Consider the following 26,776-nt stretch of genomic DNA (forward strand, 5'->3'; position numbering starts at 1 on the left):
TTTATAAGTTCGGAATTATATTAATTTTTAAATTTTGGTGAAGATAAAATATATATTATTTGCTTCAACTTTACTTTTTTTGGTTTCTTGTTCAACTTTTAAAAGAGCGGAAAAGAAGTTTGAAAAGGGAGAGTTTGATTCTGCTATTGACTTATATGAGCAAGCTTTAAAGAAAGATGATAATTCTGCACAAGCATTATTTTCAATCGCAGAATCTTATAGATTGTCTAATAGATTAGAAATAGCAGAACCTTATTATAGCGCTGCAATTGACTCTGGTTATACAGAAGATGAAGTTTTTTATAATTATTCATTATCCCTAAAAGCAAATTCAAATTACGATAAGGCAAAAGAGGTTCTAGAAAATTACCTACTTCAGGCTAACAATCCTGAGATCAAAAAATTAGCTGAATTCCAATTGAATAACTTGAATAATATAGATGACATTCTTGAGGATCAGACTTTTTATACTGTTAAAAATCTAGAAGCAATCAATACCCCAGCCGCTGAATATGCACCATTTTTTCATGATGGTGAGTTGTATTTTACTTCCACTCGAGATGAGGAAGGTAGAATTTATAAAGCCACAGGAGATAATTTTTCTGATATTTATAAAGTAAAATCAAAAGGAGCGAATATTGATACGGCATCTATTGAGAAATTATCATCTATTATTAATTGGTCTGACGCAAATGAAGGTTCTGTAGCCATTGATAACAGAGGTAGAACAATGGTTTTTGCGCGAGGTAATACAGGAAAAAGAAAAGGCTTGAATGATGTAAATCTTTATATCACCCGCTATAGAAATAGTAAATGGTCTGAACCAGAGCTGATGAAAATTAATGATCCTGAAGCATGGAATTCCACTCCGGCTTTTAGTGAAGATGGTCGAACTCTTTATTTTTCATCAACAAGGGAAGGTGGATTTGGTGGAGTAGATTTGTATTCTGCAACTGTGAATAGCCGTGGTCAATGGGGAAATGTTAGAAATTTGGGTGATAAAATAAATACTCCCGAAGATGAAATGTTTCCATCTGCATCACAAGACGGCAAACTATACTTTTCCTCAAATGGACATCCTGGCTTAGGGAAACTCGATATTTTTGTAGCAGAACGAAAAGGAGGGGAAATAACCATCTCACACTTGGGTAAACCCATGAATTCTAATAAAGATGATTTTGCGGTATTTATGTATTCTCCTGACAGAGGTTTCTTTTCAAGTGATCGACCAGGCGGAGAAGGTAGAGATGATATTTACACCTTCAAAAATGAAAATCCGAATTTAAAAATTGTAAACTATTTCTTAGCTGGAGTTACTACTACTCATAATAAAAATGATGAAGAGGTGATTTTACCTGGAGCTAATGTGAGAATGTTTTCACAAGACAGTGTTTTGTTAGGTGAAATTTTGACTGGTCAAGATGGTAAATTCAATTTCAGGGTTTCGGAAGAAGAGGATTACTTTATTATCGCAGAGAAAGACAACTATTTCACCACAAGAAAGACTTTCTCTACTGTAGGAAAGACATTAGATAAAAGTCAGTTGACTTCCTTAATTACCAATAAGGTATTTGAAACTGAAATATTATTGGAAGAGATCATTTTGGATAAAGCCTTCGAACTGGAAAACATCTATTACGATTTCGATTCAGCTAATATTCGTGCTGATGCAGCTCTTGAACTAGATAAATTGGTTACAATCTTAAAAGATAATCCACCTATAAAAATAGAATTAAGCTCACATACCGATGCTAGGGGAGAAGCGGCTTACAACCAAGAGCTATCAAAGCGTAGAGCAGAATCAGCAGTTGCTTATATCATTTCTCAAGGAATTGATCCTTCTAGAATAAAAGCCAAAGGTTATGGTGAAAGTCAACTCATTATTGAAGATGCGGAGACAGAAGAGGAGCACGAAACCAACCGTAGAACTGAATTTAAAGTAACGGAATACGATAAAGAAGTAGCTAGAAGAATTAGAGAGCAAGAAGAAGCTCAGTTCAAAAAAGGAACCGTAGAAGTAGAGATTAAAGAAGAAAAAGAAGTTCCTGAAGAAGCCTCAACTGATGAGTTTGATTTTAATTAGACATAAGTTAGCAGGTTTTCAGGTTGGCTTGTTGACAGGTTAACTTATTTGCGATTTTACTAGGTGTTGTATCTCCAGCAGAATTAAAAGGACTTTTGTTTTTACAGTTTGTAAAATAAGTTAAAATTCACCTTGTATTTTGGATGATTTCCTGTCTTTAAGATATTAAATTTGAATTAAACCTTAGAATTATAATTGCCAATTACCTAGAATTAAATCTGTATATTTCTAATTGAGACTGGTTTCAACAAACAATCAACTTGCAAACCTGAAAACTTGCCAACTCGACAACATATAATAAAAAAGCCCCACATTGCTGTGAGGCATCCCCTATTGTTGAATGATGATGAATTTCTTGACCTAGTAGGCTATAACTCTTTCAAATTAAACAGCTGAATTTCTTCAGTGCGTGACTCCCCCTTTGGGGGTTGGGGGGCTTGGCTTACTGAATAACCACTCTAATATTTTCTTGTAATCCGTTATGATTTACTTTTAGTATATACATACCAGATTTTAATTTTTGATTGATTTGTAAGGAGCCATCAGTATTGAAGTTTCTGAATTCCTGTACTTTCAATCCAGATAAATCAAATAGTCCAACATAAGCCAAATCTTCTCTAAATTCACTTGGCACTTGAATTTTAAGGTTGGAAGCATCCTTCACAGGATTAGGAGAAACAGCCAATTTACCTTCGAAACCAACTTCAATTTTTACTACTGGCGAATATTCAAATGTAGCATCAATATCTACTGATTTTAATCTGTAGTAAATAACTCCAAAAGGAGCGTTTCTATCAGTAAAGTCGTAATTTACATCAGACATGCTTTCACCCAAACCTTGCACTAAGCCAATTTGTGACCAATTGTCTTGATCAATTGAACGCTCAATTTCAAAATGAGAGAAGTTTTCTTCTTTAGCAGTTACCCAGACTAAAGAAATATTTTTACCTGATTTTAAGGCTTCGAATGATTTTAGTTCGATTGGTAGGGCTCCGATTTGATCGCCTAGATCGGCATCACAAGATCCATCTGCACTACATCCACCGCCACCTAAATTATCTTGAGTAAGTTGATTGGGTTTAGGTTGATCGTCAATGGTATTTATATTAGATCCATTGACTGTAGTGGTTCCTAATGTTATGTAGTTATTATTAGTCTGATTAGTGTTATTACCTAAAGCCTGAATAGATGCTGTACTACTTATAAAAATATCAGAAGTCTCATCCATTATAAGTTGACCTGCTTGAGGTCCACCGGAGTTTCCTGAATTAAAAGTTAGTGTCCCATTAATAACAAGTATACCGTTGTAATATACATCTGTATCTTGGCCAATGATTACCTCGGTATTTTGACGAATTACCGCAGTTGCAGGACAATCAGTTTCACCAGTCACAACGGTTGAACCAGGGTATCCGTTTTCACATGGACATGGTTGTGTTGGATCGTTAGCATCTCGCCATGTACCTGCGTCAGCCCAAATACCACCTGCATCTGTGGTTTCACATTTTGTCTGCGCATGACTGGAAAAAACTGTTACTAAAAGTACAATTGAGAAGGCTAAAAATAAAATCTTTTTCATAATCATTAAATTATATATGCAAATATACGGGTTTCACGTATAAGTATATGAAAATCAATCAGTGAAAACCCTATTTTTCTTACATGAAACACTTAATATACGACTATCTCCTAATTTTGGGATGTCAAGCAATAAGCTTTTCCGTTGAATGTATCCTTTTCCTCGATTAAGTCTTTCAAATTCAATTTCTAGCAAACTTCCAATTGTCATTAAAGTAATTTGCTCTTTGTGGTTGGGTCTGCATACGTTATATTTGCATTCTAAAAGAAAAAGAATTCATTTATGGCTGATTTTGAAAACCTACAACTGGCTAATGACAATGGTGTACTAACCATCACCATCAACAGAGCCGAAAAACTAAATGCCTTAAATATCGCCACTATAGAAGAATTGCGTGAAGCTTTCCAAGATATTTATGATAATAACGAAGTGAAATCTGTCATTTTAACCGGTGCAGGAGAAAAAGCTTTCGTTGCCGGTGCTGATATTTCTGAGATCTCAGAATTAAATGAAATGAACGGCAGAAAATTTTCTGAAAATGGTCAGGAAGTGTTTGAAATGATAGAGAAATGTCACAAACCTGTCTTGGCAGCTGTAAATGGCTTCGCTTTAGGCGGTGGTTGTGAGCTGGCAATGGCTTGTCATATGCGTATTGCAACTCCTAATGCTAAGTTTGGTCAACCAGAAGTAAACCTCGGAATTATACCAGGTTATGGCGGTACTCAAAGATTAACTCAGCTGATAGGCAAAGGAAAAGCCCTAGAACTGATGATGACAGCTGATTTCATTGGAGCAGAAGAGGCAAAAAGTCTTGGTTTAGTAAATCATATAGCTGAAAGTCATGAAGAATTAATGACTTTAGCCAATTCTATCTTAAGTAAAATAAATAGCAAAGCACCTCTTGCCATTGGTATGGTGATAGATAGTGTAAATGGATATTATACAGGTGAAGAAAATGGTTACCAAACAGAAGCTAATAGCTTTGCAGCTTGTTGCAAGTCCGAAGATTTCAAAGAAGGAACAAAAGCCTTTTTAGAGAAAAGAGCTGCTGAGTTTAAAGGAGAGTAGTTTAATTACTAATTACGAATTTTGTAATTACGAATTATACAAGCATGAAAATTAGGAAGATGAATTATCGTTTTGGTAGTCATCTTCCTATAACCAAATTCGGTCTCTCAACTTCCCACTTCTAACTTCAAGCTTCCAACTCCCACACATGAACCCACTTAAAAAATTAGCATCTGAAGCCGGTTTGTATGGATTGCCCAGCATCTTGGGTAGGGTGCTGAATTATTTATTGGTTCCGATACATACGGGAGTTTTCATGCGAGAGCAATTTGGAACCATAGGGGTATTATATGCGTATGCGGCTTTTTTGAATATCATTTATACTTATGGTATGGAAACGGCATATTTCCGTTTTACCACCAAGGAAAAATCAGAGAGCTATTATTCCAACGCATTTACTGCTGTTCTTTTAACTTCCGTGCTATTCAGTGGAAGTATTTTCATATTCGCTAATCAAATAATTCAATTCCTTGAATTAGATGTTCAAACTTACATTGTCCGATATCTAGCGGTCATCTTTTTTGTCGATGCTATAGTAGCTATTCCTTTTGCAAAACTTCGATTAGCTCATAAAGCCCGAAAATTTGCTTTTGCCAGAATCAGTAGCATAGTGCTCAATATAATTTTCAATCTCTGTTTTTTAATGCTTTTTCCATTTTTGGCAAAAAACGGTTGGATGAATTGGGCTACACAAGAGCCTTATGATATTGGGTATGTGTTTTTAGCTAATCTTTTAGCCAATTTATCAATGGTTTTCATTTTGTATAAAGAAATATTTATGCAAAAACTACAATTCCATTGGCCTAAAGTAAAAAAGATGTTGGTCTATGCATTACCAATTTTGATAATGGGATTGGCAGGAATATCGGTGGAACAATTAGATAAAATCATTTTTACTCATATTTTACCTGAAAATTTTTATGATGACAAAACCGCTAAAGCGGCTTTAGGGGTTTATATGGCCTCCTTCAAATTAAGTATTTTTATGGCTTTGGCAATTCAGGCATTTCGCTATGCAGGGGAGCCCTTCTTTTTCAGTCAGGCGGAGGATAAAGAAGCACCAGAGCTTTTCGCTAAAGTACTTTATTATTTTGTTTCTCTATCACTTGTAATTTGGGTAGGGGTTAGTCTAAATGCTGATTTAATAGGGAGAATATTTCTAAGTGGTGATGAATATAGGGAGGCACTGTTTTTAGTACCTATATTGCTCTTTGGTAAATTGTTTTTTGGAATCTATATCAATCTCAGTATTTGGTTTAAAGTGACCGACAAAACGTATTATGGAGTCTATATTAGTGTAGTTGGGGGTATTGTAGCTTTAATAGGGAATATCCTGTTAATCCCGGTATTAGGTTATACTGGAGCCGCACTGACTTCAGTTTTGGCTTATTTCAGTATGATGATCTATTGTTATTTCAGTGGTCAAAAACATTTTAAAATTCCTTATCCGGTAGGTAAAATATCATTAAACATTTTAATAGCAGGAATCATAATTGTTGCTTTTTTCTACCTTAAACCAAGCTCTGTTTGGCTTAATTATGGGTTGGGATTACTGATTACATTATTATATATAGGTTTGATGTTTCTATATGAACGCAAAAGGATTTTTTCCGAAAAATTAAAATGATACTTTTGAGTTAGAATAATATATTATGCAAGTAAAAGTTATAAATAAATCAAATAATGAATTACCAGCGTATCAAACGCAAAGTGCTGCTGGTTTAGATTTAAGAGCAAATTTAGATGAGCCTATCAATTTGAAACCTATGCAAAGGGTTTTGGTGCCAACGGGCTTATTTATGGAATTGCCTGATGGTTATGAAGCGCAAATCCGTCCGAGAAGTGGATTAGCATTTAAACATGGGATAACGGTTTTGAATAGTCCTGGCACGATTGATGCAGATTACAGAGGAGAGATTAAAATTTTATTGGTTAATTTATCAGATGAAGCTTTTTTTATTGAATCTGGAGAAAGGGTAGCCCAAATGGTGATTTCCAAGCATGAGCAAATTGATTGGAGCTTAGTGGATACTTTGGAAGATTCTAAAAGAAGTGCAGGTGGTTTTGGGAGTACAGGGTAGTCCCCTAGCCCCCAAAGGGGGAACGCTCCCAGATTGAAGTTTACAAAAATAGCTTGTTTCATCACTCCTTTTGTAATTTTAAAAGTTAAAGATTTAATAAAGCGATACAAAATCAAATTAAAATTTAAATGCAGTTCCGTGCGAATTCCCCGTTTGGGGGTTAGGGGGCTGGACTAAACATAAAAAAATTATGAACATTATCATTCCAATGGCCGGCATGGGAAAACGCATGCGGCCGCATACGTTAACAGTTCCAAAACCATTAGTACCTATTGCTGGAAAGCCAATTGTTCAGCGTTTGGTAGAAGATATCGCAAAAGTTTGCGGAAGCGAAGTCGATAAAATAGGATTTATCATTAAATCTTCTTTCGGGGAAGAAATTGAGAAAAGCTTATTAAAAATTGCAGAATCTGTTGGAGCAAAAGGTTCAATTCATTATCAAGAAGAAGCTTTAGGGACTGCTCACGCTATTATGTGTGCCAAAGATTTATTGGATGGAAATACGGTAGTGGCTTTTGCAGATACCCTATTTAAAGCTGATTTCAAATTGGATACTTCAGAAGAAGGCATCATTTGGACTCAAAAAGTTGATGATCCTTCCGCATTTGGTGTGGTGAAGGTAAATGATGATAACGTTATTACTGATTTCATTGAAAAACCAAAAACCCCTGTTTCCAACTTGGCAATAATTGGTATTTATTATTTCCAAAAAGGAGAGGACTTAAGAAAAGAACTTCAATACCTGCTTGATAATGATATTAAAGATGCGGGTGGTGAATTCCAAATCACAGTGGCATTGGAAAACATGAAAGATAAGGGTATTAAATTGCGTCCCGGAACAGTTACGGAATGGCTGGATTGCGGGAACAAAGATGCCACAGTTTATACCAATCAACGCTATTTGGAGTTTATTAAAAGTGAAGAATTAATTAGTAAATCCTCTAAAATAGAAGATTCTGTTATTATACCTCCAGTTTATTTAGGCAAGAATGTTTTTATTAAAAACTCTGTAATAGGTCCGCACGTTTCCATCGGAGACGATACTGAGGTTCAGGATAGCAGAATTAGCAATAGTATTATTCAAACAAATTCCATCATATCTGAAGCACAAATAAAAAACAGTATGCTAGGGAATTTTGTATTGTATAACGGAGCAGCAAAAGATTTGAGTATAGGAGATTATAATAAGGTGATTGAATAAAAATCGTGAATATAAATTTTCAATATATATTTAAAGTTCTTCTTATTTTCTGCCTTTTATATGGACAGGGTTTGGCGATTTATGCCCAAACTCCGGAAACTCCAGAAATCCCTCAACAAGAAGATATATTGCCTGATGCCGATCCATTAAAGGTAGATCGTTTTAATGTTGAGTTTTTAATAGTAGAAGGTATGCATTTCTTGTCTATTGATAATGCAGCTAAAGCACTGGACAGCTTCATGAAGGCTCACCAAATTATGCCTGACAATGCAGCCATAAATTTTAAAATTGCTAAAATCCTTAAAGAAAGTGAAGATACGGATCAGGCCCTTTTTTACATTTCAAAAGCAACAGATAAAGAAGAGACCAATTACTATTACCAAGCTTTGAAAGCTGAAATTTTAACTGAAAAAGGAGATTTGTCGAATGCAATTTCCGCTTATGAGGATTTATATGAGTATTCAGAAGATGCGCCAGATGACTACCTATTAGAATTGGCAGCTCTTTACCTTTACAATGGAAATCCTGATATGGCTTTGAAAACCTATAACAGAATTGAGAAGCGAATTGGGATTTTAGAAGAAGTAAGCACTCAAAAGCAAAAAATTTATTTAAAGCAGAACAAACTAAAAGAGGCAATTGCTGAAGGTAAAAGATTGGTAGAAGCTTATCCTAAGATTGGGGAGTATGCAGTATCTGTTTCTCAAATATTGGTATCTAATGATAAGAAAAAAGAAGCTATCGAATATTTGAATAATCATTTAGTGGAACATCCAAATCAAGCATTGGTTGAAATGGAACTGGGCAAGTTATACAGACAATCCAACGAAATGGAATTGGCAATGAAGCATTTCAAAAGTGCTTTTAGTTCTGAGGAAATTCCATTGGAAGATAAGCTGAATAACTTTGTAGCGCTTATTCAAAAGCTTTCAACTGATAAAGAATTGAATAGCTTGAAAGGCTTAGGGAGAAGTATTTTAGAAATACATTCAACGGATGCCAATGCATATGCTGCAAACGGTGATTTATATTTTGCACTTGAAGAAAAAGACAGTGCTCAATATTTCTATAAAAAAGCGGTGGATATAAACGGTAATAATTTTCAATTATGGCAAAATTTATTGTCTTTGGAGATGGAAAATAATAATTACGAAAATGTAATCGATTATGCTGATGAAGCCCTTTCCTATTTCCCAAATCAGCCAGTATTGTATTTATATGCTGGTTCTGCACATTTTTCTTTAAAGAATTTTAAGAAGGCAATTATGTTTTGGGAGCAAGGCAAATCGATTGTTTACGGAAATGATAGGATGAAAAGCAGCTTTGCAGCTCAATTAGCCGATGCCTACCATGCAGATAAACAATATGAAAAAGCTTTCAAAACTTACGAAGAAGCCATAAAAGCTAATCCGACTAATTATTTTGCTATAAATAATTACGCTTATTATTTGTCCTTGAAAAAACAGAATTTAGAAAGGGCAAAGGAACTTTCAGCTAGAATGGTAAAGGCAAATCCTGATAATGCCACTTTTTTGGATACTCACGCTTGGGTGTTATTTCAGAAGGAAGAATATCAAGAAGCTCTAAAATATCTGGAGAGAGCAGTAGAGAATCAGTCGTCTGCCACTATTGTAGAACATTATGCTGATGCGCTTTATAAAAACGGACAAAAAGAAAAAGCATTGGAACAATGGAAGAGAGCCAAATCTTTAGGCGGAGCTTCTGAATTAATTGATAAAAAAATATCTAATAAAAAATATTATGATGCGTCTATTTAGTGTGTTGATTTGTTGTGCAGTTTTGATTTTTTCCTCTTGTGGTAAAAAGCTTTTACCAACTTCTTCTGTGGAGGAAGAATACGCATTAGAGAAGTTTGATTTTGAGTATCTACAAGCTAAATCCAAAATTAGATTTAGTTCGCCAGACAAAAGCTTAAGCTCAAGTGCTACAATTAGAATGAAGAAAGATAGTGTTATTTGGGTTTCAGTTTCGCCTATCTTTGGAATAGAAGCAGCTCGTGGCTTTATTAGTCAAGACACTATTGTGTTCATGGATAGAGTCAATAAAGATGTCTATCGATATAATTACGAAACTTTGAGCAACACGCTTAATTTTGAAGTAGATTTTGAAATGGTGCAATCTATCCTTCTTGGAAATCAGGTGTTTGATTTTAAAGGAGATGATAATTTTTCGAAAAAATCCGGAGAACTTAAAATTGGTCAAAAAAGAGGGAGGTTTGAATTGGAAACAACAGCCGCTGTTGATAACAGAAAAGTTAGAAATGTAAAAGTTCGTGAAATTCCTGATGGGAGTAAAATGGAAATCATATTTTCTGAATTTAACATCATAGCAGAACAAGCATTTCCATTTAATACCGATGTAGAAATCATATCAAAAGGAAAAAATGGTGAAGAAAGGACTCAAGTTGAAATCAATCATTCAAAAGTAGAAGTAGGGAATACTCCGATTTCCTTTCCTTTTAGCGTATCCAGTAAATATGAAAATTAAAATTTTCCACATTGGCTTATTCGTTTTCCTTTTTACTTTTGGGCATTTAGCTAATGCCCAAAAATCAAGGGAAGAACTCGAGAAAGAAAAGAAAGAAAATCTCGAGAAAATCAGTCAGGCTGAAAAAATATTAAATCAAACTACATCCAAAAAGAGAGCTACAATTGGACAATTGAATGCACTGAATTATAAAATTGAAGCTCAGCAATCCTTAACAAATTCTATATCTAACGAGCTTAATTTATTGAACCAAAAGTTGAATGAAATTGGAAGCATCATTAACTCTATGGAAAGCGACTTAGATAAAATGAAGGCAGAATATGCTAGTATGCTATATGCTACCCAAAAAAGTAATCAGTCTTTAAGCAAACTTGCCTATATTTTTGCTTCAACCTCTTTTTATGAAATGTTTATGCGCCTTAAATATATGGAGTATTACGGTAAAATGCGTAGACAGCAAGCCTCTCAAATTGAAATGATTAAAGATTTATTAATCGGCCAAAAAGAAAGTGTGGAAGAGGTAAGGTTGGAAAAAAGCACCTTATTGCAAGAACAGATTTTCAGGAATAGAGAATTAAATAAACTAAAACAACAACAAAGTAGCTTAGTTGCGGAGTTAAATAAGCGGGAGAAACAAGTTAAGAATGAAATTGAGGATAGGAAAAAGGCAGTTGATAATCTTGAAAAAATCATAGCCGATTTAATTAAGAAAGAAATAGAGAAAAGTTCTAAGGGAGCTTCCTCTACTAAATTTGCACTAACTCCGGAAGCGAAAGAACTGTCAGATTCTTTCGCTGGCAATAGAAATAAATTATTCTGGCCAGTGAATTCAGGTTTCATTTCCCAAAAATTCGGAACCCATCCACATCCTGTTTATAAAAATATTCAGGTCAATAATGATGGAATTGATATCCAAACCAATGAAAATGAGGAGATAAGATCCGTTTTTGATGGAGAAGTAAGAAATGTGGCTTTCATTCCAGGTATGAACAATGTAGTGATGGTGCAACACGGGGAGTATTTCACTGTATATGCAAAACTAAAAGAAGTGAAAGTAAAGAAAGGGGATAAAATAACCGCTAAAGAAACTTTAGGTATTGTTTATACAGATAATGATGGCACCTCAGAAATCCAATTCCAAGTGTGGAAGAATAACCAGAAACTAAATCCAGAGCAATGGTTGTTTAAGAAGTGATATTAAAAATTGAATTGAATAACTGAACTATTCTCCCATTCTTTACCTTTCTCAATAATAAGCTGTCAATTTTTTGATGAGTGATTGCTTAGGCAGTCAAATATTATTTAACTTTACAATCACATTTATAATTCAATAAGCAATGAACACAGTATTTGCATTTTTAGGAGGATTAGGAGGATGGGAAATTCTTCTGATCATGTTAGTGATTTTGATATTTTTTGGTGCTAAAAGAATTCCAGACCTTGCAAGAGGCTTAGGAAAAGGCATCAGAGAATTTAAAGATGCTACAACAGAAATTAAAGATAATATAGAAGACGGAGGTACTAAAAATACAACCTCTAAAACAGATAGCACTGAAAGTAGCAATACTAAAGACCAATAAAATTGGAAACCTATCACAGTCTCAAATTTCTTCAGCAAGAGCTGAAGCAACAGAAGTATACCCTAAAATCAGTTGTAGAGCATTATTTAAAGCAAATTGAGGAGCAAAAGCATCTCAATGTGTTTTTAGATGTTTATGATACTGAGGCTTTGGCTAAAGCTGATGAACTTCAAGAGAAGTTGGATGCTGGTCAACCCATAGGAAAACTTTTTGGTCTGGTGATAGGCATAAAGGATGTATTGGTCCATCAAAACCATGAAGTCCGATCTGCATCTAAAATTTTAGAAGGTTTTGAATCCCAATTTACAGGAACGGCAGTTCAGAGATTGATAGAGGAAGACGCTATTATTATTGGAGCCCAAAATTGTGATGAATTTGCAATGGGCTCTTCTACTGAAAATTCTACATATGGCCCCACTCTAAATGCGGCAGATAACTCAAGGGTACCTGGTGGTTCTTCTGGCGCATCAGCGGTCTCAGTACAAGCTGGACTTTGCATGGCTTCTTTAGGGACAGATACTGGTGGGTCGGTAAGACAACCAGCAGCTTTTTGTGGCGTGGTAGGCATTAAACCGACTTATTCTAGAGTTTCTCGCTATGGCTTAATCGCTTTTGCCTCTTCTTTCGATTGCATTGGTGTTTTTTCAAATAATATTGAAGACAATGCTCGTATTTTAGAGGTAGTAGCGGGTCATGATGAATATGATAGTACTGTTTCCAGAGAAGATGTACCTGTTTATGCTGATAATCTTCAGTTCAATAAAAAGCTGAAGATTGCATATGTAAAGGAAACTTTAGAAAATGAAGCTTTACAATCTGAAATTAAAGAAGCTACTCTTTCTAAATTGGAATGGCTTAAAAGTGAAGGACATCAAGTCAATGAAGTCACATTTCCGCATTTAGATTATTTATTGCCTACCTATTATATCTTAACTACAGCAGAAGCAAGTACTAATTTATCTCGCTTCGATGGCGTTCGCTATGGATATAGAGCTCCAGAAGCACATAATATTGAAAGCATGTACAAGCTTTCTCGCTCTCAAGGATTTGGAGAGGAAGTGAAAAGAAGAATTATGCTGGGCACTTTTGTGCTTTCGGCAAGCTATTTTGATGCTTATTATACTAAAGCGCAAAAAGTTCGTAGAATCCTTCGAGATGAAACTCGAGCAATGCTTGCGGAATATGATTTCATCATAATGCCAACCACACCAACAACCGCTTTTCAACTAGGATCAAACCGAGATAATCCTGCTGAAATGTACTTAGAGGACATTTTCACCGTTCAAGCTAATGTGACGGGTATTCCGGCTATTTCAATTCCTAATGGTACGGATACTCAAAATTTACCAATTGGCTTACAAATTATGACCGATATTTTCAAAGAAAGCGAATTATATGCATTTGCTGATTATTTGATTAAATCATAATCTTATTATTATGCAGGGAAAGGTTAGAAATATATTGATTTTTGGATTGTGCTGGGCATTTATAATTTCACCCTTAAACGCCCAGCAAGCTGATTCTTTGTCTATTCCTACTGCAATCGGTACTTTAACTGTATCTACACTTACAGATACTACAATTAGTACAGACGATACCTTAGATAGAAAACTAATTCAATTTTCTCACCAATATGAATACGTTCCTGAATTTGAACAGGAAATCATTCAAGAAAGATTATCTAAAATTGAGAATGAAATACCATTGACTTATAATCCTGTAGTCAATTCATTTATCAGCTATTTTACAGTTACAGACAGAGAGTATACTAGAAAAGTGGCCCAATTGCAGACTAAGTATTTTCCAATGATTGAGCGCTATTTGAAAAAATACAATTTACCAGATGAATTGAAATATTTAGCAATTGTGGAGTCTGGCTTAAATCCTAAAGCTAAATCTCCAGCAGGTGCTGTTGGTTTATGGCAGTTTATGCCGCTTACTGGAAGAGTGGATTACGGATTATCAGAAAACTGGTATTTAGATGAGAAAATGGATATGGAGAAATCAACAGATGCTGCTTGCCGTTATCTTACTTTTCTCTATAAATATTTTTATAATGATTGGCCATTAGCTTTAGCAGCGTATAATACTGGCCCTGGAAATGTTCGTAAGGCCATCAGAAGAAGTGGCTATAAAAAGAATTTCTGGGAAATTTACCCTTATCTCTACAGAGAAACCAGGTCTTATGTTCCTCAATTTATTGCGATAATGTACAGCATGAATTATTTGGAAGAACATAATTTCTTTATTGAAGAATATGAGTACATGCCAGAATATGAAACGGTTTCAATAAATGGATTTTTAAGCCTACCCTTATTTGCTGAGCATTCAGGAATATGTTTAGAAACTTTAAACGACCTTAATCCAGAATTAAAACGTGGCGTCATTTCAGATAAACATCCAATGTATCCATTAAGAATTCCATCCAACCAGAAAAATTTTGTTGCTGAAAATCTTAAAGATATAATGCGTTTTGCCGGTCAAGGGAAGGAACATTTCGAGAAATTGGCTAGGAATGAGGTAGGTAGTACTTATGGCAGGCAAAAATTAACTTATAAAGTGAGATCAGGTGATGTCATAGGTAAAATTGCCCAGACCTATAATGTTAGGATTGCAGATTTACAACAATGGAATAATTTGAGAGGTACCGTTATTCGAGTTGGTCAGCCTTTAAGTATTTGGGTTGCTGATGATTTTTATGATGGAGTAAATAAGCAACTTGCAGCAATAAGTCAAAAAAATGTACCAAATAAAAATGTAGCTTTGAAATCTGGTGAGTACAGAGTTCAAAATGGAGATACATTATGGGATATTTCAAGAAAATTTGATGGGTTAACGGTAGAGAAGTTGAAAAAATTAAATAATTTGGAGGGAAATGGGATAAAGCCTGGTCAAGTACTCAAGATTAATGAAAATTCATAAAACTAGCATTATGTTGAAATTCAATAAATTATATTTTTTATCTATCTTATTTATCACCTCATTTTTCATGATTTCCTGCAATGATGAAGGAAAAGGTGGTCAAGAAAATCAAGTTTCTAGCTCTAATATGCAAAAAGCTAGAGGTGAATCAGGAGAAGTTATTCTCGTTGTTCCTCCAAGCTTGTGGGATGGAGAATTAGGTGGTTTATTAAGAGAGGTTTTTACATCAAACGTTAAGGTACTTCCACAAGACGAGAAATTATATGATCTAAAGCCTGTTGACCCGAGTAAGTTCAATAGTGTATTTAAAGCCTCACAAAATTTAATGTTTGTAGCCACATTAGATAATAAAAAACCTGAAGGGAAATACATGAAAAAGTATTTTACCGAAAACTCTTTAAATCAAATTGAAAAGAATCCTGATTTGTTTTCTTTCAATCAACAGGATGTATATGCGCGTGGGCAAGAAGTGCTTTACTTGTTTGGCAGAAATGAAGAGGAATTAATCAATAATATAAAAGCAAATAAAGCAGGGATAAAAGAGTTTTTTAATGATAAAGAAGCTGAAAGATTAGTGTCATCTTTCAAAAATACGGCTCAAAAAGGTATTATGAATTATATTAACGATTCTTTAAACCTTGAATTGATTGTGCCTTTTGGATTCGATATTGCACAAAAAAGTGATCATTTTATATGGTTAAGAGAACTAGATACCAAAGAGGAATATAATATTTGGATAGTTAAAATGCCTTACAATGATGAATCTGTCTTTGATCCTACAAAAATCAAATCACTAAGGAATTCACTAGGAAAAAAATACATCACAGATAAAGATCTGCCAGATTTACATTTGACTAGTCAGGATGAAATTGATTTTGTAATCGATACGGTAAATCTGAATAATCAATATGCATTAAGAATAAAAGGCTTATGGAAATACTCTGATAATTCTAGAGGTGGCGCATTTGTAAGTTATCTTTTTGCTAATGAAGAATCTGGTGATTTATATTATCTAGAAGGCTATTTAGATGCACCAGGAGAATCAAAGCGCGAACCAATGCGTAGGTTAAAAGCTATTTTAGGTACTGCAAAAGTCCCTGAGAATATACAGGACTAATCTGTTAAAAATCTTGGTTAATGCTGTAGATTATTACAGTCTTTTCTAAATTTACTTTAATATTATTTATTCAGTTAGGATAACTATATTAAATTCCGAATTGATCGAATTATAACAAATTTATAGAATTATTATGCCAAAGAAAGTTCGCAGACAAGATGCATTAAATTATCATATGCAAGGTACTCCAGGAAAGATTGAGGTGGTGCCAACCAAAATGTTAAGCTCTCAATCTGATTTGGCATTAGCCTATTCTCCAGGTGTGGCAGAGCCTTGCAAGGAGATTGAAAAAGATAAAGAAAACGCTTATAAATACACAGCTAAAGGAAATTTGGTAGGGGTAATTTCTAATGGAACCGCTGTTCTAGGTTTAGGAGACATTGGACCAGATGCATCTAAGCCTGTAATGGAAGGAAAAGGAGTTTTATTCAAGAAATTTGCTGGTATTGATGTTTTTGATATCGAAATACAGGAAAAAGACCCAAAAAAGCTGGTAGAAATCATCAAATCTCTAGAACCCACTTTTGGTGGAATCAATTTAGAAGATATAAAAGCACCGGAGTGTTTTGAAGTAGAGACTGCATTAAAGGAACAAATGAATATTCCTGTAATGCATGATGATCAACATGGTACTGCTATTATATCAAGCGCAGCTCTTCTAAACGCGATAGAATTAGTAGATAAAAAGATTGAAGATATAAAAATTGTGGTTTTGGGAGCTGGTGCTGCAGCTATTTCCTGCACTAAACTCTATCATTCGCTTGGAGCAAAGCTGGAAAATATTTACATGTTTGATAGAAAAGGTTTGCTTACAAAGGACAGAGATGATTTAAGTGAATCCGGAAAAATGTTTGCTTCTAGTAATACAGAGATTAAGGAAATCATGGATGCCATGAAAGGTGCGGATGTATTTTTAGGCTTATCTGCGGGGAATGTAATCAACAAAAAGCATATCAAAGCAATGGCGGATAATCCTATTGTTTTTGCACTAGCGAATCCTGATCCGGAAATTCCTTATGCTGATGCTATGGCAGCACGAAAAGATATCATCATGGCTACAGGAAGGTCGGACCATCCTAACCAAGTAAATAATGTGATTGGTTTTCCATATATTTTCAGAGGAGCTTTGGACGTAAGAGCCACAGCCATCAATGAAGAAATGAAATTGGCAGCTGCTTATGCTATTGCTGAATTGGCTAAACAACCTGTTCCAGAGTTGATCAATAAAGCTTATGACGATCAGAAAATCGTTTTTGGAAGAGAATATTTAATTCCAAAACCTCTTGATCCTCGCTTAATTACTACTATTTCCCCTGCTGTTGCTAATGCTGCAATGAAATCAGGAGTAGCAAAAACGAATATTCGCGACTGGGCGCAATATGATGTTGATCTTCAAAAAAGAATTGGAGTTGACCAAAAATTGATGAACAGGATATTGACGAAAGCCAAGAAAGATCCTAAACGAGTGGTTTTCTCAGAAGCAGATAATGTGAATATTCTGAAAGCTGTTCAAATGGTCATTGATGAGGGTATTGCGACACCTATTTTATTGGGTAACCGCCAAAAAATAGAAGCACTTATCGAAACCCATCAATTAGATTTAGCAGGCGTAACCATCATTGATAATTTCTTAGATGATGAAAAACGTCAAGAATATGGGAAGGTGCTTTATGATAAAAGGAAGCGAAAGGGTGTTACGCAATATGAGGCAGTAAAATTAATGCGCGATCGAAATTATTTTGGCAGCATGATGGTGGAATTAGGAGAAGGAGATGCTATGATTTCCGGTCTTACTAAAGATTATCCTAAAACAATTCGCCCTGCTTTGGAAATCATTGGGGCAGAAGAAGGGAAAAGAGTAGCTGGTATGTATATTTTATTGACCAAAAAAGGTACTTTCTTTTTCTCAGACACTACTGTAAATACCAATCCTTCTGTAGATGAATTGGTAGAAATCATTGGTCTTACAGCTAGAGGAGCAAAAGTATTTGGATATGAGCCACGAATGGCGGTGCTTTCTTATTCGAATTTTGGAAGTAGTAAAGGAGATATACCAGAGAAGACAGCTAAAGCCAGAAAAATTGCAAAAGAGAGATGGCCTGATTTAATAATAGATGGAGATATTCAAGCTAATATTGCGGTTAATGAAGAATTGTTAAAAGAGACATATCCATTTAGTGAATTAGCTGATAAAGGAGCTAATACCTTTATTTTCCCAAGTTTGGCATCTGGAAATATTGCCTATAAATTATTAATGGAATTAGGAAATGCAGAAGCAATTGGGCCAATTTTATTGGGAATGAATAAGCCTGTTCACATTTTGCAATTAGGTAGTTCTATCAGAGAAATAGTAAATATGGTAGCCATCTCAGTAGTGGATGCACAAGACCATCAGAACCGATCAAATTTATGATTTCATACTTAAAAGGAATTTTAGTAGAACTTGAACCTACTCACCTAATCATGGAGGTTGGGGGAGTAGGGTATCATGTCATTATTCCACTATCCACTTATGATGCTTTTAAAAATCAGAAAGAGGCTAAAGTTCTTACTCATTTTCATGTAAAAGAAGATTCTCAAACCCTTTTTGGTTTTTATTTGCCAGAAGAAAGAACTGTCTTTTTAGATTTAATTGGTATTTCGGGGATAGGACCTTCAACTGCTATTGGAATGTTGTCAGCTATGAATCCAAATGAAATAAAGTCTTCAATAGTGGCTGAGAATGTAAAACAAATTCAATCGATAAAAGGCATAGGTGGAAAAACTGCTCAAAGAGTAATATTGGAATTGAAAGACCGATACAAAAAGGAAGGTTTAATTTCAGAATCTAGCCAATCTTCTGCTGTTTCAAACAATAGCCTGAGGAACGAAGCGTTATCTGCTTTGATAAATTTAGGGTTCGCTAAAAATTCTGCTGAAAAGGTTATTGATAAGATATTGCAAGCTAACAAGGAAAATATTACTTTAGAGCAATTAATAAAGCAAGCCTTAAAATCAGCCTAAACTAAATTGTATTTTGCTAAGTAGAAGCACTCAACTTCTTTTATGGGTAATAATGGTTTTTACTTTCATTTTTGGAGGTAGCATAAATCTATACGCAAATTTTAACGGTTCTGCCTTTAATTTGTTCCAAGAAGTTCAGCAAACCACTGAACAATCTCAAGATACAGTTGCAACTGATTCCACCGAAACTGATAGTGTAAAAAATTATCAACCTACCAGAAGGCCAACTTACCAAGCTCAAGATCGATATGGTGATCCATTTTCAAGCCAAGCCGGAAATAGTCCTTTATTATTGGAAGATCCCGCGGCCTTAAATATGGATGTCAAAATTGATACTGGTTTTAATTATACAATGTATGAAACTATAGGAGATATAAAGTTTAGACCAACATCCTCTATGTCTTATGAGGAGTTCTCTAATTATCAAGATGATAGGATATTAAAAGAATATTGGAAAGAGCGTTCCTTAGGCTTGGATGGTGAAAGTGCAGTGAGTGGTCGTTCTCTAATTCCGCCACTTTATGTCAGCCCTGTTTTTGATCGACTTTTTGGGGGCAGTTTTGTAGAACTAGTTCCTAATGGATTTATCACTCTCGATTTTGGTGGACGTATCACTAAAAATGAAAATCCAAATTTGCCAGTTCAAGCTCAAAAGTATTCTAGTTTTGAATTCGATCAGCAGATTAATATGAATGCGGTTGGTAAGGTTGGTGAAAAATTGGCTATTACCGCAAATTTCGCCAATAATAATTCCTTTGATTTTCAGAATGACTTGAAAGTAGAATATACCGGATATGAGGAAGAAATATTGAAAAAAATTGAAATAGGGAATGTGAGTATGCCCGTCAATAATTCTTTAATGTCTGGTGCACAAAACTTGTTCGGTATTAAAACCCAAATGCAATTTGGGCATCTCTTTGTGACCAGTGTTGCTTCTACTCAAAGGGGGAAAGCGGAAAGTATAAAAGTAGAAGGAGGAGCTCAAAGAAAAGAATTTGAAGTTAGATCTTCCGATTATGATGAAAACCGACATTTCTTCTTGGGTCATTTTTTTAGAAATAATTATGAAAGATGGTTAAATGGTTTGCCAAGGATTAATTCCAGTTTGGACATAAGAAGAGTAGAAGTATATGTCCTTAATAGAAATCAAAATACTCAAAACTTAAGATCAATAGCGGCCTTTATGGATTTGGGAGAAGCAAATCCGAATGATATTTATCAAGATCAATTTTTAAAACCTAGTTTGCCATCCAACAATCCTACCGATAATGATGCCAACAGCCTTTGGGAAGATATTAATAGTTACAATAAAGATTATGATAATTTCTTAAGCACTTTAGAAACTTCAAATCCTGAACTATCTAGAACTGTGGATTACGAAATTATTAATGTGGCAAGAAAACTAGATGCAACAGAATATACTTTTGATAAAGCGCTAGGCTATATCTCTTTAAGAAGACAACTACAGAATGATGAAATGTTAGCAGTGTCATTTGAATACACTTATAATGGTCAACGCTATCAAGTAGGTGAAATGGCGGAAAATTATGGTAGCAGGTCAAATGATGAAGTGGTTCTATTAAAACTTTTAAGACCCTCTAAAATCAATGTGGATGTTCCGACTTGGGATTTAATGATGAAAAATATTTATAACCTTCAAGGCAATCGAATAAGCAAAGATGGTTTTCAACTTAGGATTATTTATCGTGATGATAGAACAGGCCAGGATAACCCAAGTTTACACGAGAGTTCATTAAGAGACATTCCATTGCTTAGAGTATTTAATTTAGATAGTCTAAACCAGAATAATGATCCTCAACCAGATGGTAACTTTGATTACATCAATGGTTTAACCATTAATCAGGAAGAAGGTAAAATTATTTTCCCTGTGTTGGAGCCTTTTGGAAGTAGTTTGAGCGAACAATTTCGAGCTGACGAACAAACCTTTAGAGGTAAATATGTATTTAATACGCTTTATGAATCCACCAAAAATGATGCGCAGCAGTTAACTTCAAAAGATAAGTTTTTTATTAAGGGGCAATATGAAAGTAGCGGTTCTGCAACAGAGATTGCACTTCCAGGCTTAAATGTGGCAGAAAATTCGGTACGTGTAAGTGCCGGTGGAACCCCCCTCCAGGAAGGGATTGATTATAGAGTAGATTATAACTTAGGTAAAGTAATCATATTAAATGAAGGAATTCTCAGTTCAGGCAGAGATATAGATATTGATTTTGAAACGGAAGATATGTTCAATTTCCAATCTAAAACTTTAGTGGGAACTCGTTTTGATTATGTTGTAAGTGATAAAATAAACATTGGAGCCACTGTACTTCGTCATACCCAAAGGCCATTGGGCGTATCTCGATATACGATCGGTTCTGAGCCTTCAAGTAATACGAAATGGGGATTGGATATGAATTATAGTGATGAAGTGCCATTTCTAACGAAAATGGTAGATTTCCTGCCTTTCTTAGATACAAAAGCGCCTTCCTCATTAACTTTTAGAGGTGAGTTTGCACAATTAATTCCATCTACGAGCAGTCAAGTAGATGGACAAGGAGCTGCATATTTAGATGACTTTGAACAATCGGTTACTGTAAATAATTTAGGGAGTGATTTTGTGAGTTGGAAAATGGCGGCAACTCCTGAGACGGAAGATAATAGATTTATGGATCAAGGGAAATGGGGAGCTAATAAAAAGAGAGGAAAATTATCGTGGTATAATATAGATAATACTACCATTTACAATACAAACGGACCAAATGCAGCCGTCATGTCAGAGGAGGCCCGTGAGAATCATTATGCTAGAGGTATAATAATGCAGGAAATTTATAAGAATAGGGATAGAAACATGGGAAGTAATATATTACAAACCTTTGATATAGCCTATTTCCCTTCTGAAAGAGGGATGTATAACTTTAATAGCGACCTTACCAATGATGGATATTTAAAAAACCCCCAAAAAAATTGGGCTGGAATTACAAGACCCATAACATCGGAAGTAGATTTTGATAAAAACAATATTGAGTATATCGAATTTTGGTTGATGGATCCATATATTGATACACAAAGAGGAATAGTAGATGATGGAACTGAAGATGCAACCAATAATACCACAGGAGGAAAGCTGTATTTTAATTTAGGAAGTGTATCTGAGGATGTGCTGCCCGATAATAAACTTGCTTTTGAAAACGGATTGCCAGAAGATTATGATGATTTGGCAGAAGTAAATATAACGGAAGAAGGTAGAGTGCCTTCTGATCCTCCTGTGACAGAAGTTTTTTCTAATATTGAAAACGCAAGACCTAATCAAGATGTTGGATTAGATGGAGTTAGAAATGATCAAGAAGCAGAATTTTATAATGAATTTGTAAATGAAATCAATTCAAATCCTGCAATCTCGGAAGAAGCAAAAGATCGAATTTTGAATGATGTTGCCGCAGATAATTTTACGTATTTCTTGGGAGATGAATTTGACCAGAGAGAAGCTCCTGTTATAGAACGATATAAAAATTTCAGTAGTACAGAAGGTAACACACCAGCAAGCAGTGGGGAAGATACTTTTAACCCATCAGGTAGTCGTTATCCTGATTCAGAGGATTTAAATAATGACAAGACCGTTTCAACCTTAGAAGAATACTATGAATATGAGGTATCATTGAATGAGAATGATCTCAATGTCGCCACAAATCCCTTGATTGTAGATGAAGTTGCTGCTTCTGATGAAAATCAGAATGTGAAATGGTATTTATTTCGAATACCAGTTCGAAACCCCTCAAGAACTCAAGGTGAAATTAATGGTTTCAAATCAATCCGGTATATCAGAACTATATTAACTGAATTTGAACAGCCTGTGGTTTTAAGAATGGCAGATTTCAGATTAGTAGGCTCCCAATGGAGAAAGTATGATGGCTCATTAGAAAAAACTGGAATTATTGAAACTCCTGAAACAAAGCCATCAAATCTTGTGATTTCATCTGTAAGTATAGAAGCAAATTCGGAAAATGGTCCTGGGAAAGTTCCTTATGTTTTGCCTCCTGGCATAACAAGGGATCAAGACATTGCAGCAGTGGCTAATCAGGTAAGACAAGATGAAAAATCAATTCAACTTTGCGTGGATGATCTTGAAGATAGTAAAGGTGTAGCAGCATTTAAAAACGTGAACTTTGATTTAGTTAACTATGGTAGAATTAAATTATTTCTGCATGCTCAAAGCCCAAATGTTAACGATGATGAGGTTACGGCCTTTGTTAGGTTAGGGACTGATTTTGATGATAATTATTATGAAATTGAACTTCCATTAAAAATCACGCCTTACCAAACAACTGATGAAAGAGAAATATGGCCATTAGAAAATGAAATTGATTTAGATTTAGATCGACTTTATGAGTTGAAAGCTAGACGAAACAGAACTTTAGGGAATCAAAATGTTTTACTGCCATTTACTGAGCAATCTGGCAAATATACTTTAACTGTAAGAGGTAGGCCTGACATGAGTTCTGTCCAAACCATGATGATAGGTATTCGAAATCCAGAAGGAGGAAGTAACACCATGCCCCAAGATGTTTGTATTTGGGCAAATGAAATGAGAGTAACTGATTTTGATCAGACAAATGGATGGGCAGCCAATGCAACTTTAAATACTCAATTAGCTGATTTTGCTAATATAACTTTAGGAACAAGCTATACAACTGTTGGATTTGGTGGAATTGAACAAAACATTGCACAGAGAACTAGGGAGACTTCTGAATCTTACGATGTTTCTGCAAATTTTAGTTTAGGTAAATTCTTTAATGAAGAATCTGGTATAAAAGTGCCAATGTATTTAGGATATCAAACTTTTACGGCCACTCCATTTTTTGATCCTAGAGATCCTGATATCCCGCTTACTGCTGCTTTGGAAAGTTTTGAAACTGCTGAAGAAGCTGAAAATTACCGCCAATTAGTAATTGATCAAGAAGTACGAAGAAGTATAAACTTTACAAATGTTCGTAAAGAAAGGAAGCAAACAGATAAGCTAGTATTGCCTATAGCAATATCTAACTTCGATTTCACATATGCTTATAGTGACATCTTAAGGAGTAATTTGCAAACAGCCGAATTTGCTACAAAGAATTATAAAGGTGCTGTAGGGTATAGTTACGGATTCCCAAATACAAGTATTGCACCATTGAAAAATGTTGGATTTTTGAGTTCTCCTTATCTAAAATTAATTCAAGATATTAACATTAACCCTTTACCTACCACTTTTAGTATGAGGGCCGATTTGGATAGAAGTTATATTAAAACTCAATTAAGAAATGATAGGCTAACCATAGATGGAATTGAGCCGCAATTTCAAAAATCATTCACCTTAAATAGAAATTATAATCTTGATTGGAGTTTAACTGAGAATTTAAATGTAAACTATACAGCAAGGGCATTTTCAATTATAGACGAACCAGCAGGAGAAATTAACAGTGAGATTAAACGGGATTCTATAATGACCAATCTTCAGAATTTTGGAAGGATGAAGAATTTTGATCAGAGTGTAGTTGCTGGATATCAATTACCACTAGGTAAATTCCCATTAACGGATTGGATTTCTGCAGAAGCACGTTATAAGGTTGATTATAATTGGACCTCTGGTTCACTTAATCAAATTGATACACTGGGGCATCTTATTCAGAATAGTAATGAATGGGGACTGAATTCACGATTGGATATGAATAAGTTATACAATAAAGTGAAGGTTCTTAATAGTATAAATAACCCACCTAGAATGAGAGCAAATCAAGAAGATACTACTTGGACTCAGCCCGGAGCTCCCATAGTAAAAGGTTTCTTGAAATTATTGATGTCTTTAAAGAATGTAACCGGAAGTTATTCTGAAAGAGGAGGGACACTATTACCAGGCTTTAGAAATAGAGCCTATTTATTTGGGTTAGATTCATCCTTAACAGCACCAGGTTTGCCCTTTGTTTTTGGTAGTCAAGATCCAAGTATCCGCTATACTGCTGCTGAAAATAATTGGTTGGCTACATCTTCTTCTCAATCGAGCTTTTATACACAATCCATTGTAAAAACATTGGATTTAAAAGCTACTCTTGAACCAGTTAAGGATTTAAGCATTCAATTGGATGTAAATAGAACGATAAATGATAATTATAGCGAATTATTCAGATTTAGTGATGAATCGAATTCATTTGTAAATCTCACACCTTCCAGGAGTGGTAATTACGTAATGAGTTATAATATGATAAAAACTTCATTTGTGCCTACTGATGATTCTTCATCACCTCTTTTTGAGGAAGTAAGAGAAAATAGAGAAAGTATAAGGCAAAGACTTTCTGAAGCTAATACCAGTAGTGGGGAATATCAAATTAACCATCAAGATGTGTTGATTCCTTCATTCCTTGCAGCCTATACTGGTACTTCTACTGATGAAATATCTACTAACCCTTTTCCAAAATTACCTTTACCTAATTGGCGTGTCGATTATAATGGTTTAACTAATATTAAAGCTATAAAAGATGTTTTTCCTAGTGTAAGTTTAAGTCATGCTTATGTATCAACTTTAACCATTAATAATTATATTAATAATGCAGTCTATCGTTCTGAAAGTGAATTAAACCTCAGTAATAATATTGAACAATACCCTTTGCCTTCTGTGGTTTCTGATAGTGGTTTCTATTTACCTGTATATACAATAGGCCAAGTGTTGATTTCAGAACGTTTTTCTCCCTTAATAGGTGTTAGTCTCAGAAGTTCCGGAAGATTAACAGCCAAATTTGAATATAAAAAGGAACGAAATGTGGCATTAAGTACAGAAACCTCTCAAATCACAGATCAAAAAAGTAATGATATAGTGATTGATATAGGATTTACTGATCCTAATTTTACTTTACCATTTAAAGTTAATGGTCGAACGGTTTCTCTCGATAATGATTTGACTATGCAGCTTAGTATTACAGTCAGAGATACTGAAGTCGTCCAAAGAACATTAGATGATGGGCGAAATGTCTTAGTAGATGGTACTATCAACTTTCAGCTTCGACCTACGGTTAACTACACTGTAAATGATAGACTCAACCTTAATTTTTATTATCAAAGAAATTTCAACGAACCGCGGGTTCAAAACTCCTTTCCTACCACAAATACAGCCTTTGGAGTACAAATTAGGTTCGGATTGCAATAATTATTTTTGCATCCAAAAAAAGAGTGTAATTTTGAAGAATTATTAAATAGTAGCCAAATTAAAATTGAATAACAAATGAATATTCCTGAGAATTTAAAATACACTAAAGATCACGAATGGGTGAGGGTAGAAGGTGATGAAGCTTACATTGGAATCACAGAATTTGCTCAGCGTGAGTTAGGTGATATTGTCTATGTTGAGGTAGAAACTATAGATGAAGAGCTTGAAGAAGGAGAGGTTTTTGGAACTGTTGAGGCAGTAAAAACTGTATCTGATTTATTTATGCCTGTAGGTGGAACAGTTTTAGAATTCAATGAAGATTTGGAAGACGCTCCTGAATCTGTAAATGAAGACCCTTATGAAAAAGGATGGATGATTAAATTGAAACTTTCTGACCCATCTTCTGTAGATAAATTGTTATCAGCAGACGATTACAAAGAATTGATAGGGGAATAAT

17 protein-coding genes are annotated in these 26,776 nt (G+C 34.7%); 16 read left to right on the forward strand and 1 reads right to left on the reverse strand.

The features are described from left to right. Positions 1 to 37: 37 nt before the first annotated feature. Positions 38 to 2,083, forward strand: a complete 2,046-nt coding sequence (locus QYS49_RS08235; protein WP_308351301.1) for a CHU_0125 family OmpA-like outer membrane integrity protein — start codon at positions 38 to 40, stop codon at positions 2,081 to 2,083. Between the two features lie 442 nt (positions 2,084 to 2,525). On the opposite strand, the gene QYS49_RS08240 is transcribed toward QYS49_RS08235, so the two are convergent. Beyond that, complete coding sequence (locus tag QYS49_RS08240) at positions 2,526 to 3,662, reverse strand: T9SS type A sorting domain-containing protein (RefSeq protein WP_308351302.1); 1,137 nt, start codon at positions 3,660 to 3,662, stop codon at positions 2,526 to 2,528. 282 nt (positions 3,663 to 3,944) lie between these two features. Between QYS49_RS08240 and QYS49_RS08245 the strand changes: the two genes are divergently transcribed. The 15 genes from QYS49_RS08245 to gcvH all read left to right on the forward strand — a co-directional run bounded on the left by QYS49_RS08245 (position 3,945) and on the right by gcvH (position 26,775). Next, positions 3,945 to 4,730 carry an enoyl-CoA hydratase/isomerase family protein gene (locus QYS49_RS08245; protein WP_308351303.1) on the forward strand — a complete coding sequence of 262 codons (786 nt, stop codon included), beginning with the start codon at positions 3,945 to 3,947 and terminating at the stop codon, positions 4,728 to 4,730. A 148-nt stretch (positions 4,731 to 4,878) separates the two neighbouring features. Continuing rightward, positions 4,879 to 6,357 (forward strand): lipopolysaccharide biosynthesis protein, encoded by a 1,479-nt coding sequence (locus QYS49_RS08250; protein WP_308351305.1) that lies wholly within the window; start codon positions 4,879 to 4,881, stop codon positions 6,355 to 6,357. A 25-nt stretch (positions 6,358 to 6,382) separates the two neighbouring features. Continuing rightward, entirely contained in the window at positions 6,383 to 6,811 is a 429-nt protein-coding gene (gene dut, locus QYS49_RS08255; RefSeq protein WP_308351306.1) for a dUTP diphosphatase, read from the forward strand. A 190-nt stretch (positions 6,812 to 7,001) separates the two neighbouring features. Continuing rightward, a complete protein-coding gene (locus QYS49_RS08260; protein ID WP_308351307.1) occupies positions 7,002 to 8,012 on the forward strand; it encodes a sugar phosphate nucleotidyltransferase in 1,011 nt (336 codons plus the stop codon). A gap of 5 nt (positions 8,013 to 8,017) precedes the next feature. Then, on the forward strand, positions 8,018 to 9,790 hold the full coding sequence (locus QYS49_RS08265; RefSeq protein WP_308351308.1) for a tetratricopeptide repeat protein: 1,773 nt from the start codon (positions 8,018 to 8,020) through the stop codon (positions 9,788 to 9,790). Then, positions 9,774 to 10,520, forward strand: a complete 747-nt coding sequence (gene lolB1 / locus QYS49_RS08270; RefSeq protein WP_308351309.1) for a lipoprotein insertase outer membrane protein LolB1 — start codon at positions 9,774 to 9,776, stop codon at positions 10,518 to 10,520. The genes QYS49_RS08265 and lolB1 overlap by 17 nt, the downstream gene beginning before the upstream one ends. Further along, positions 10,510 to 11,715, forward strand: a complete 1,206-nt coding sequence (locus QYS49_RS08275; protein ID WP_308351310.1) for a murein hydrolase activator EnvC family protein — start codon at positions 10,510 to 10,512, stop codon at positions 11,713 to 11,715. The genes lolB1 and QYS49_RS08275 overlap by 11 nt, the downstream gene beginning before the upstream one ends. 142 nt (positions 11,716 to 11,857) lie before the next feature. Continuing rightward, on the forward strand, positions 11,858 to 12,100 hold the full coding sequence (locus QYS49_RS08280; protein ID WP_013455447.1) for a Sec-independent protein translocase subunit TatA/TatB: 243 nt from the start codon (positions 11,858 to 11,860) through the stop codon (positions 12,098 to 12,100). Positions 12,101 to 12,102: 2 nt separating this feature from the next. Next, complete coding sequence (gene gatA / locus QYS49_RS08285; RefSeq protein WP_308351311.1) at positions 12,103 to 13,527, forward strand: Asp-tRNA(Asn)/Glu-tRNA(Gln) amidotransferase subunit GatA; 1,425 nt, start codon at positions 12,103 to 12,105, stop codon at positions 13,525 to 13,527. Between the two features lie 10 nt (positions 13,528 to 13,537). Next, positions 13,538 to 15,022 carry a lytic transglycosylase domain-containing protein gene (locus QYS49_RS08290; RefSeq protein ID WP_308351312.1) on the forward strand — a complete coding sequence of 495 codons (1,485 nt, stop codon included), beginning with the start codon at positions 13,538 to 13,540 and terminating at the stop codon, positions 15,020 to 15,022. 10 nt (positions 15,023 to 15,032) lie between these two features. Beyond that, positions 15,033 to 16,139, forward strand: a complete 1,107-nt coding sequence (locus QYS49_RS08295; RefSeq protein ID WP_308351314.1) for a DUF4837 family protein — start codon at positions 15,033 to 15,035, stop codon at positions 16,137 to 16,139. Between the two features lie 133 nt (positions 16,140 to 16,272). Then, entirely contained in the window at positions 16,273 to 18,552 is a 2,280-nt protein-coding gene (locus QYS49_RS08300; RefSeq protein WP_308351315.1) for an NADP-dependent malic enzyme, read from the forward strand. Beyond that, on the forward strand, positions 18,549 to 19,142 hold the full coding sequence (gene ruvA / locus QYS49_RS08305) for a Holliday junction branch migration protein RuvA (RefSeq protein ID WP_308351316.1): 594 nt from the start codon (positions 18,549 to 18,551) through the stop codon (positions 19,140 to 19,142). The genes QYS49_RS08300 and ruvA overlap by 4 nt, the downstream gene beginning before the upstream one ends. A 13-nt stretch (positions 19,143 to 19,155) precedes the next feature. Then, the gene (sov, locus tag QYS49_RS08310; RefSeq protein WP_308351317.1) at positions 19,156 to 26,319 is read left to right on the forward strand and encodes a T9SS outer membrane translocon Sov/SprA; all 7,164 of its coding nucleotides are present in this window, start codon (positions 19,156 to 19,158) and stop codon (positions 26,317 to 26,319) included. Between the two features lie 75 nt (positions 26,320 to 26,394). Continuing rightward, positions 26,395 to 26,775, forward strand: coding sequence for a glycine cleavage system protein GcvH (gene gcvH / locus QYS49_RS08315; RefSeq protein ID WP_308351318.1), 381 nt, complete (start codon positions 26,395 to 26,397; stop codon positions 26,773 to 26,775). Position 26,776: the final 1 nt, after the last annotated feature.

This window comes from Marivirga salinae (assembly GCF_030503855.1).
Taxonomy (GTDB): domain Bacteria; phylum Bacteroidota; class Bacteroidia; order Cytophagales; family Cyclobacteriaceae; genus Marivirga; species Marivirga salinarum.

Excerpts from the sequence above, each read along its gene's own strand:
- gcvH (WP_308351318.1), top strand. The coding sequence starts at position 26,395 with ATGAATATTCCTGAGAATTTAAAATACACTAAAGATCACGAATGGGTG.
- dut (WP_308351306.1), top strand. The coding sequence starts at position 6,383 with ATGCAAGTAAAAGTTATAAATAAATCAAATAATGAATTACCAGCGTAT.
- QYS49_RS08300 (WP_308351315.1), top strand. The coding sequence starts at position 16,273 with ATGCCAAAGAAAGTTCGCAGACAAGATGCATTAAATTATCATATGCAA.
- QYS49_RS08280 (WP_013455447.1), top strand. The coding sequence starts at position 11,858 with ATGAACACAGTATTTGCATTTTTAGGAGGATTAGGAGGATGGGAAATT.
- QYS49_RS08250 (WP_308351305.1), top strand. The coding sequence starts at position 4,879 with ATGAACCCACTTAAAAAATTAGCATCTGAAGCCGGTTTGTATGGATTG.
- QYS49_RS08275 (WP_308351310.1), top strand. The coding sequence starts at position 10,510 with ATGAAAATTAAAATTTTCCACATTGGCTTATTCGTTTTCCTTTTTACT.
- QYS49_RS08295 (WP_308351314.1), top strand. The coding sequence starts at position 15,033 with ATGTTGAAATTCAATAAATTATATTTTTTATCTATCTTATTTATCACC.
- QYS49_RS08240 (WP_308351302.1), bottom strand. The coding sequence starts at position 3,662 with ATGAAAAAGATTTTATTTTTAGCCTTCTCAATTGTACTTTTAGTAACA.
- QYS49_RS08260 (WP_308351307.1), top strand. The coding sequence starts at position 7,002 with ATGAACATTATCATTCCAATGGCCGGCATGGGAAAACGCATGCGGCCG.
- QYS49_RS08290 (WP_308351312.1), top strand. The coding sequence starts at position 13,538 with ATGCAGGGAAAGGTTAGAAATATATTGATTTTTGGATTGTGCTGGGCA.
- lolB1 (WP_308351309.1), top strand. The coding sequence starts at position 9,774 with ATGATGCGTCTATTTAGTGTGTTGATTTGTTGTGCAGTTTTGATTTTT.
- QYS49_RS08245 (WP_308351303.1), top strand. The coding sequence starts at position 3,945 with ATGGCTGATTTTGAAAACCTACAACTGGCTAATGACAATGGTGTACTA.
- ruvA (WP_308351316.1), top strand. The coding sequence starts at position 18,549 with ATGATTTCATACTTAAAAGGAATTTTAGTAGAACTTGAACCTACTCAC.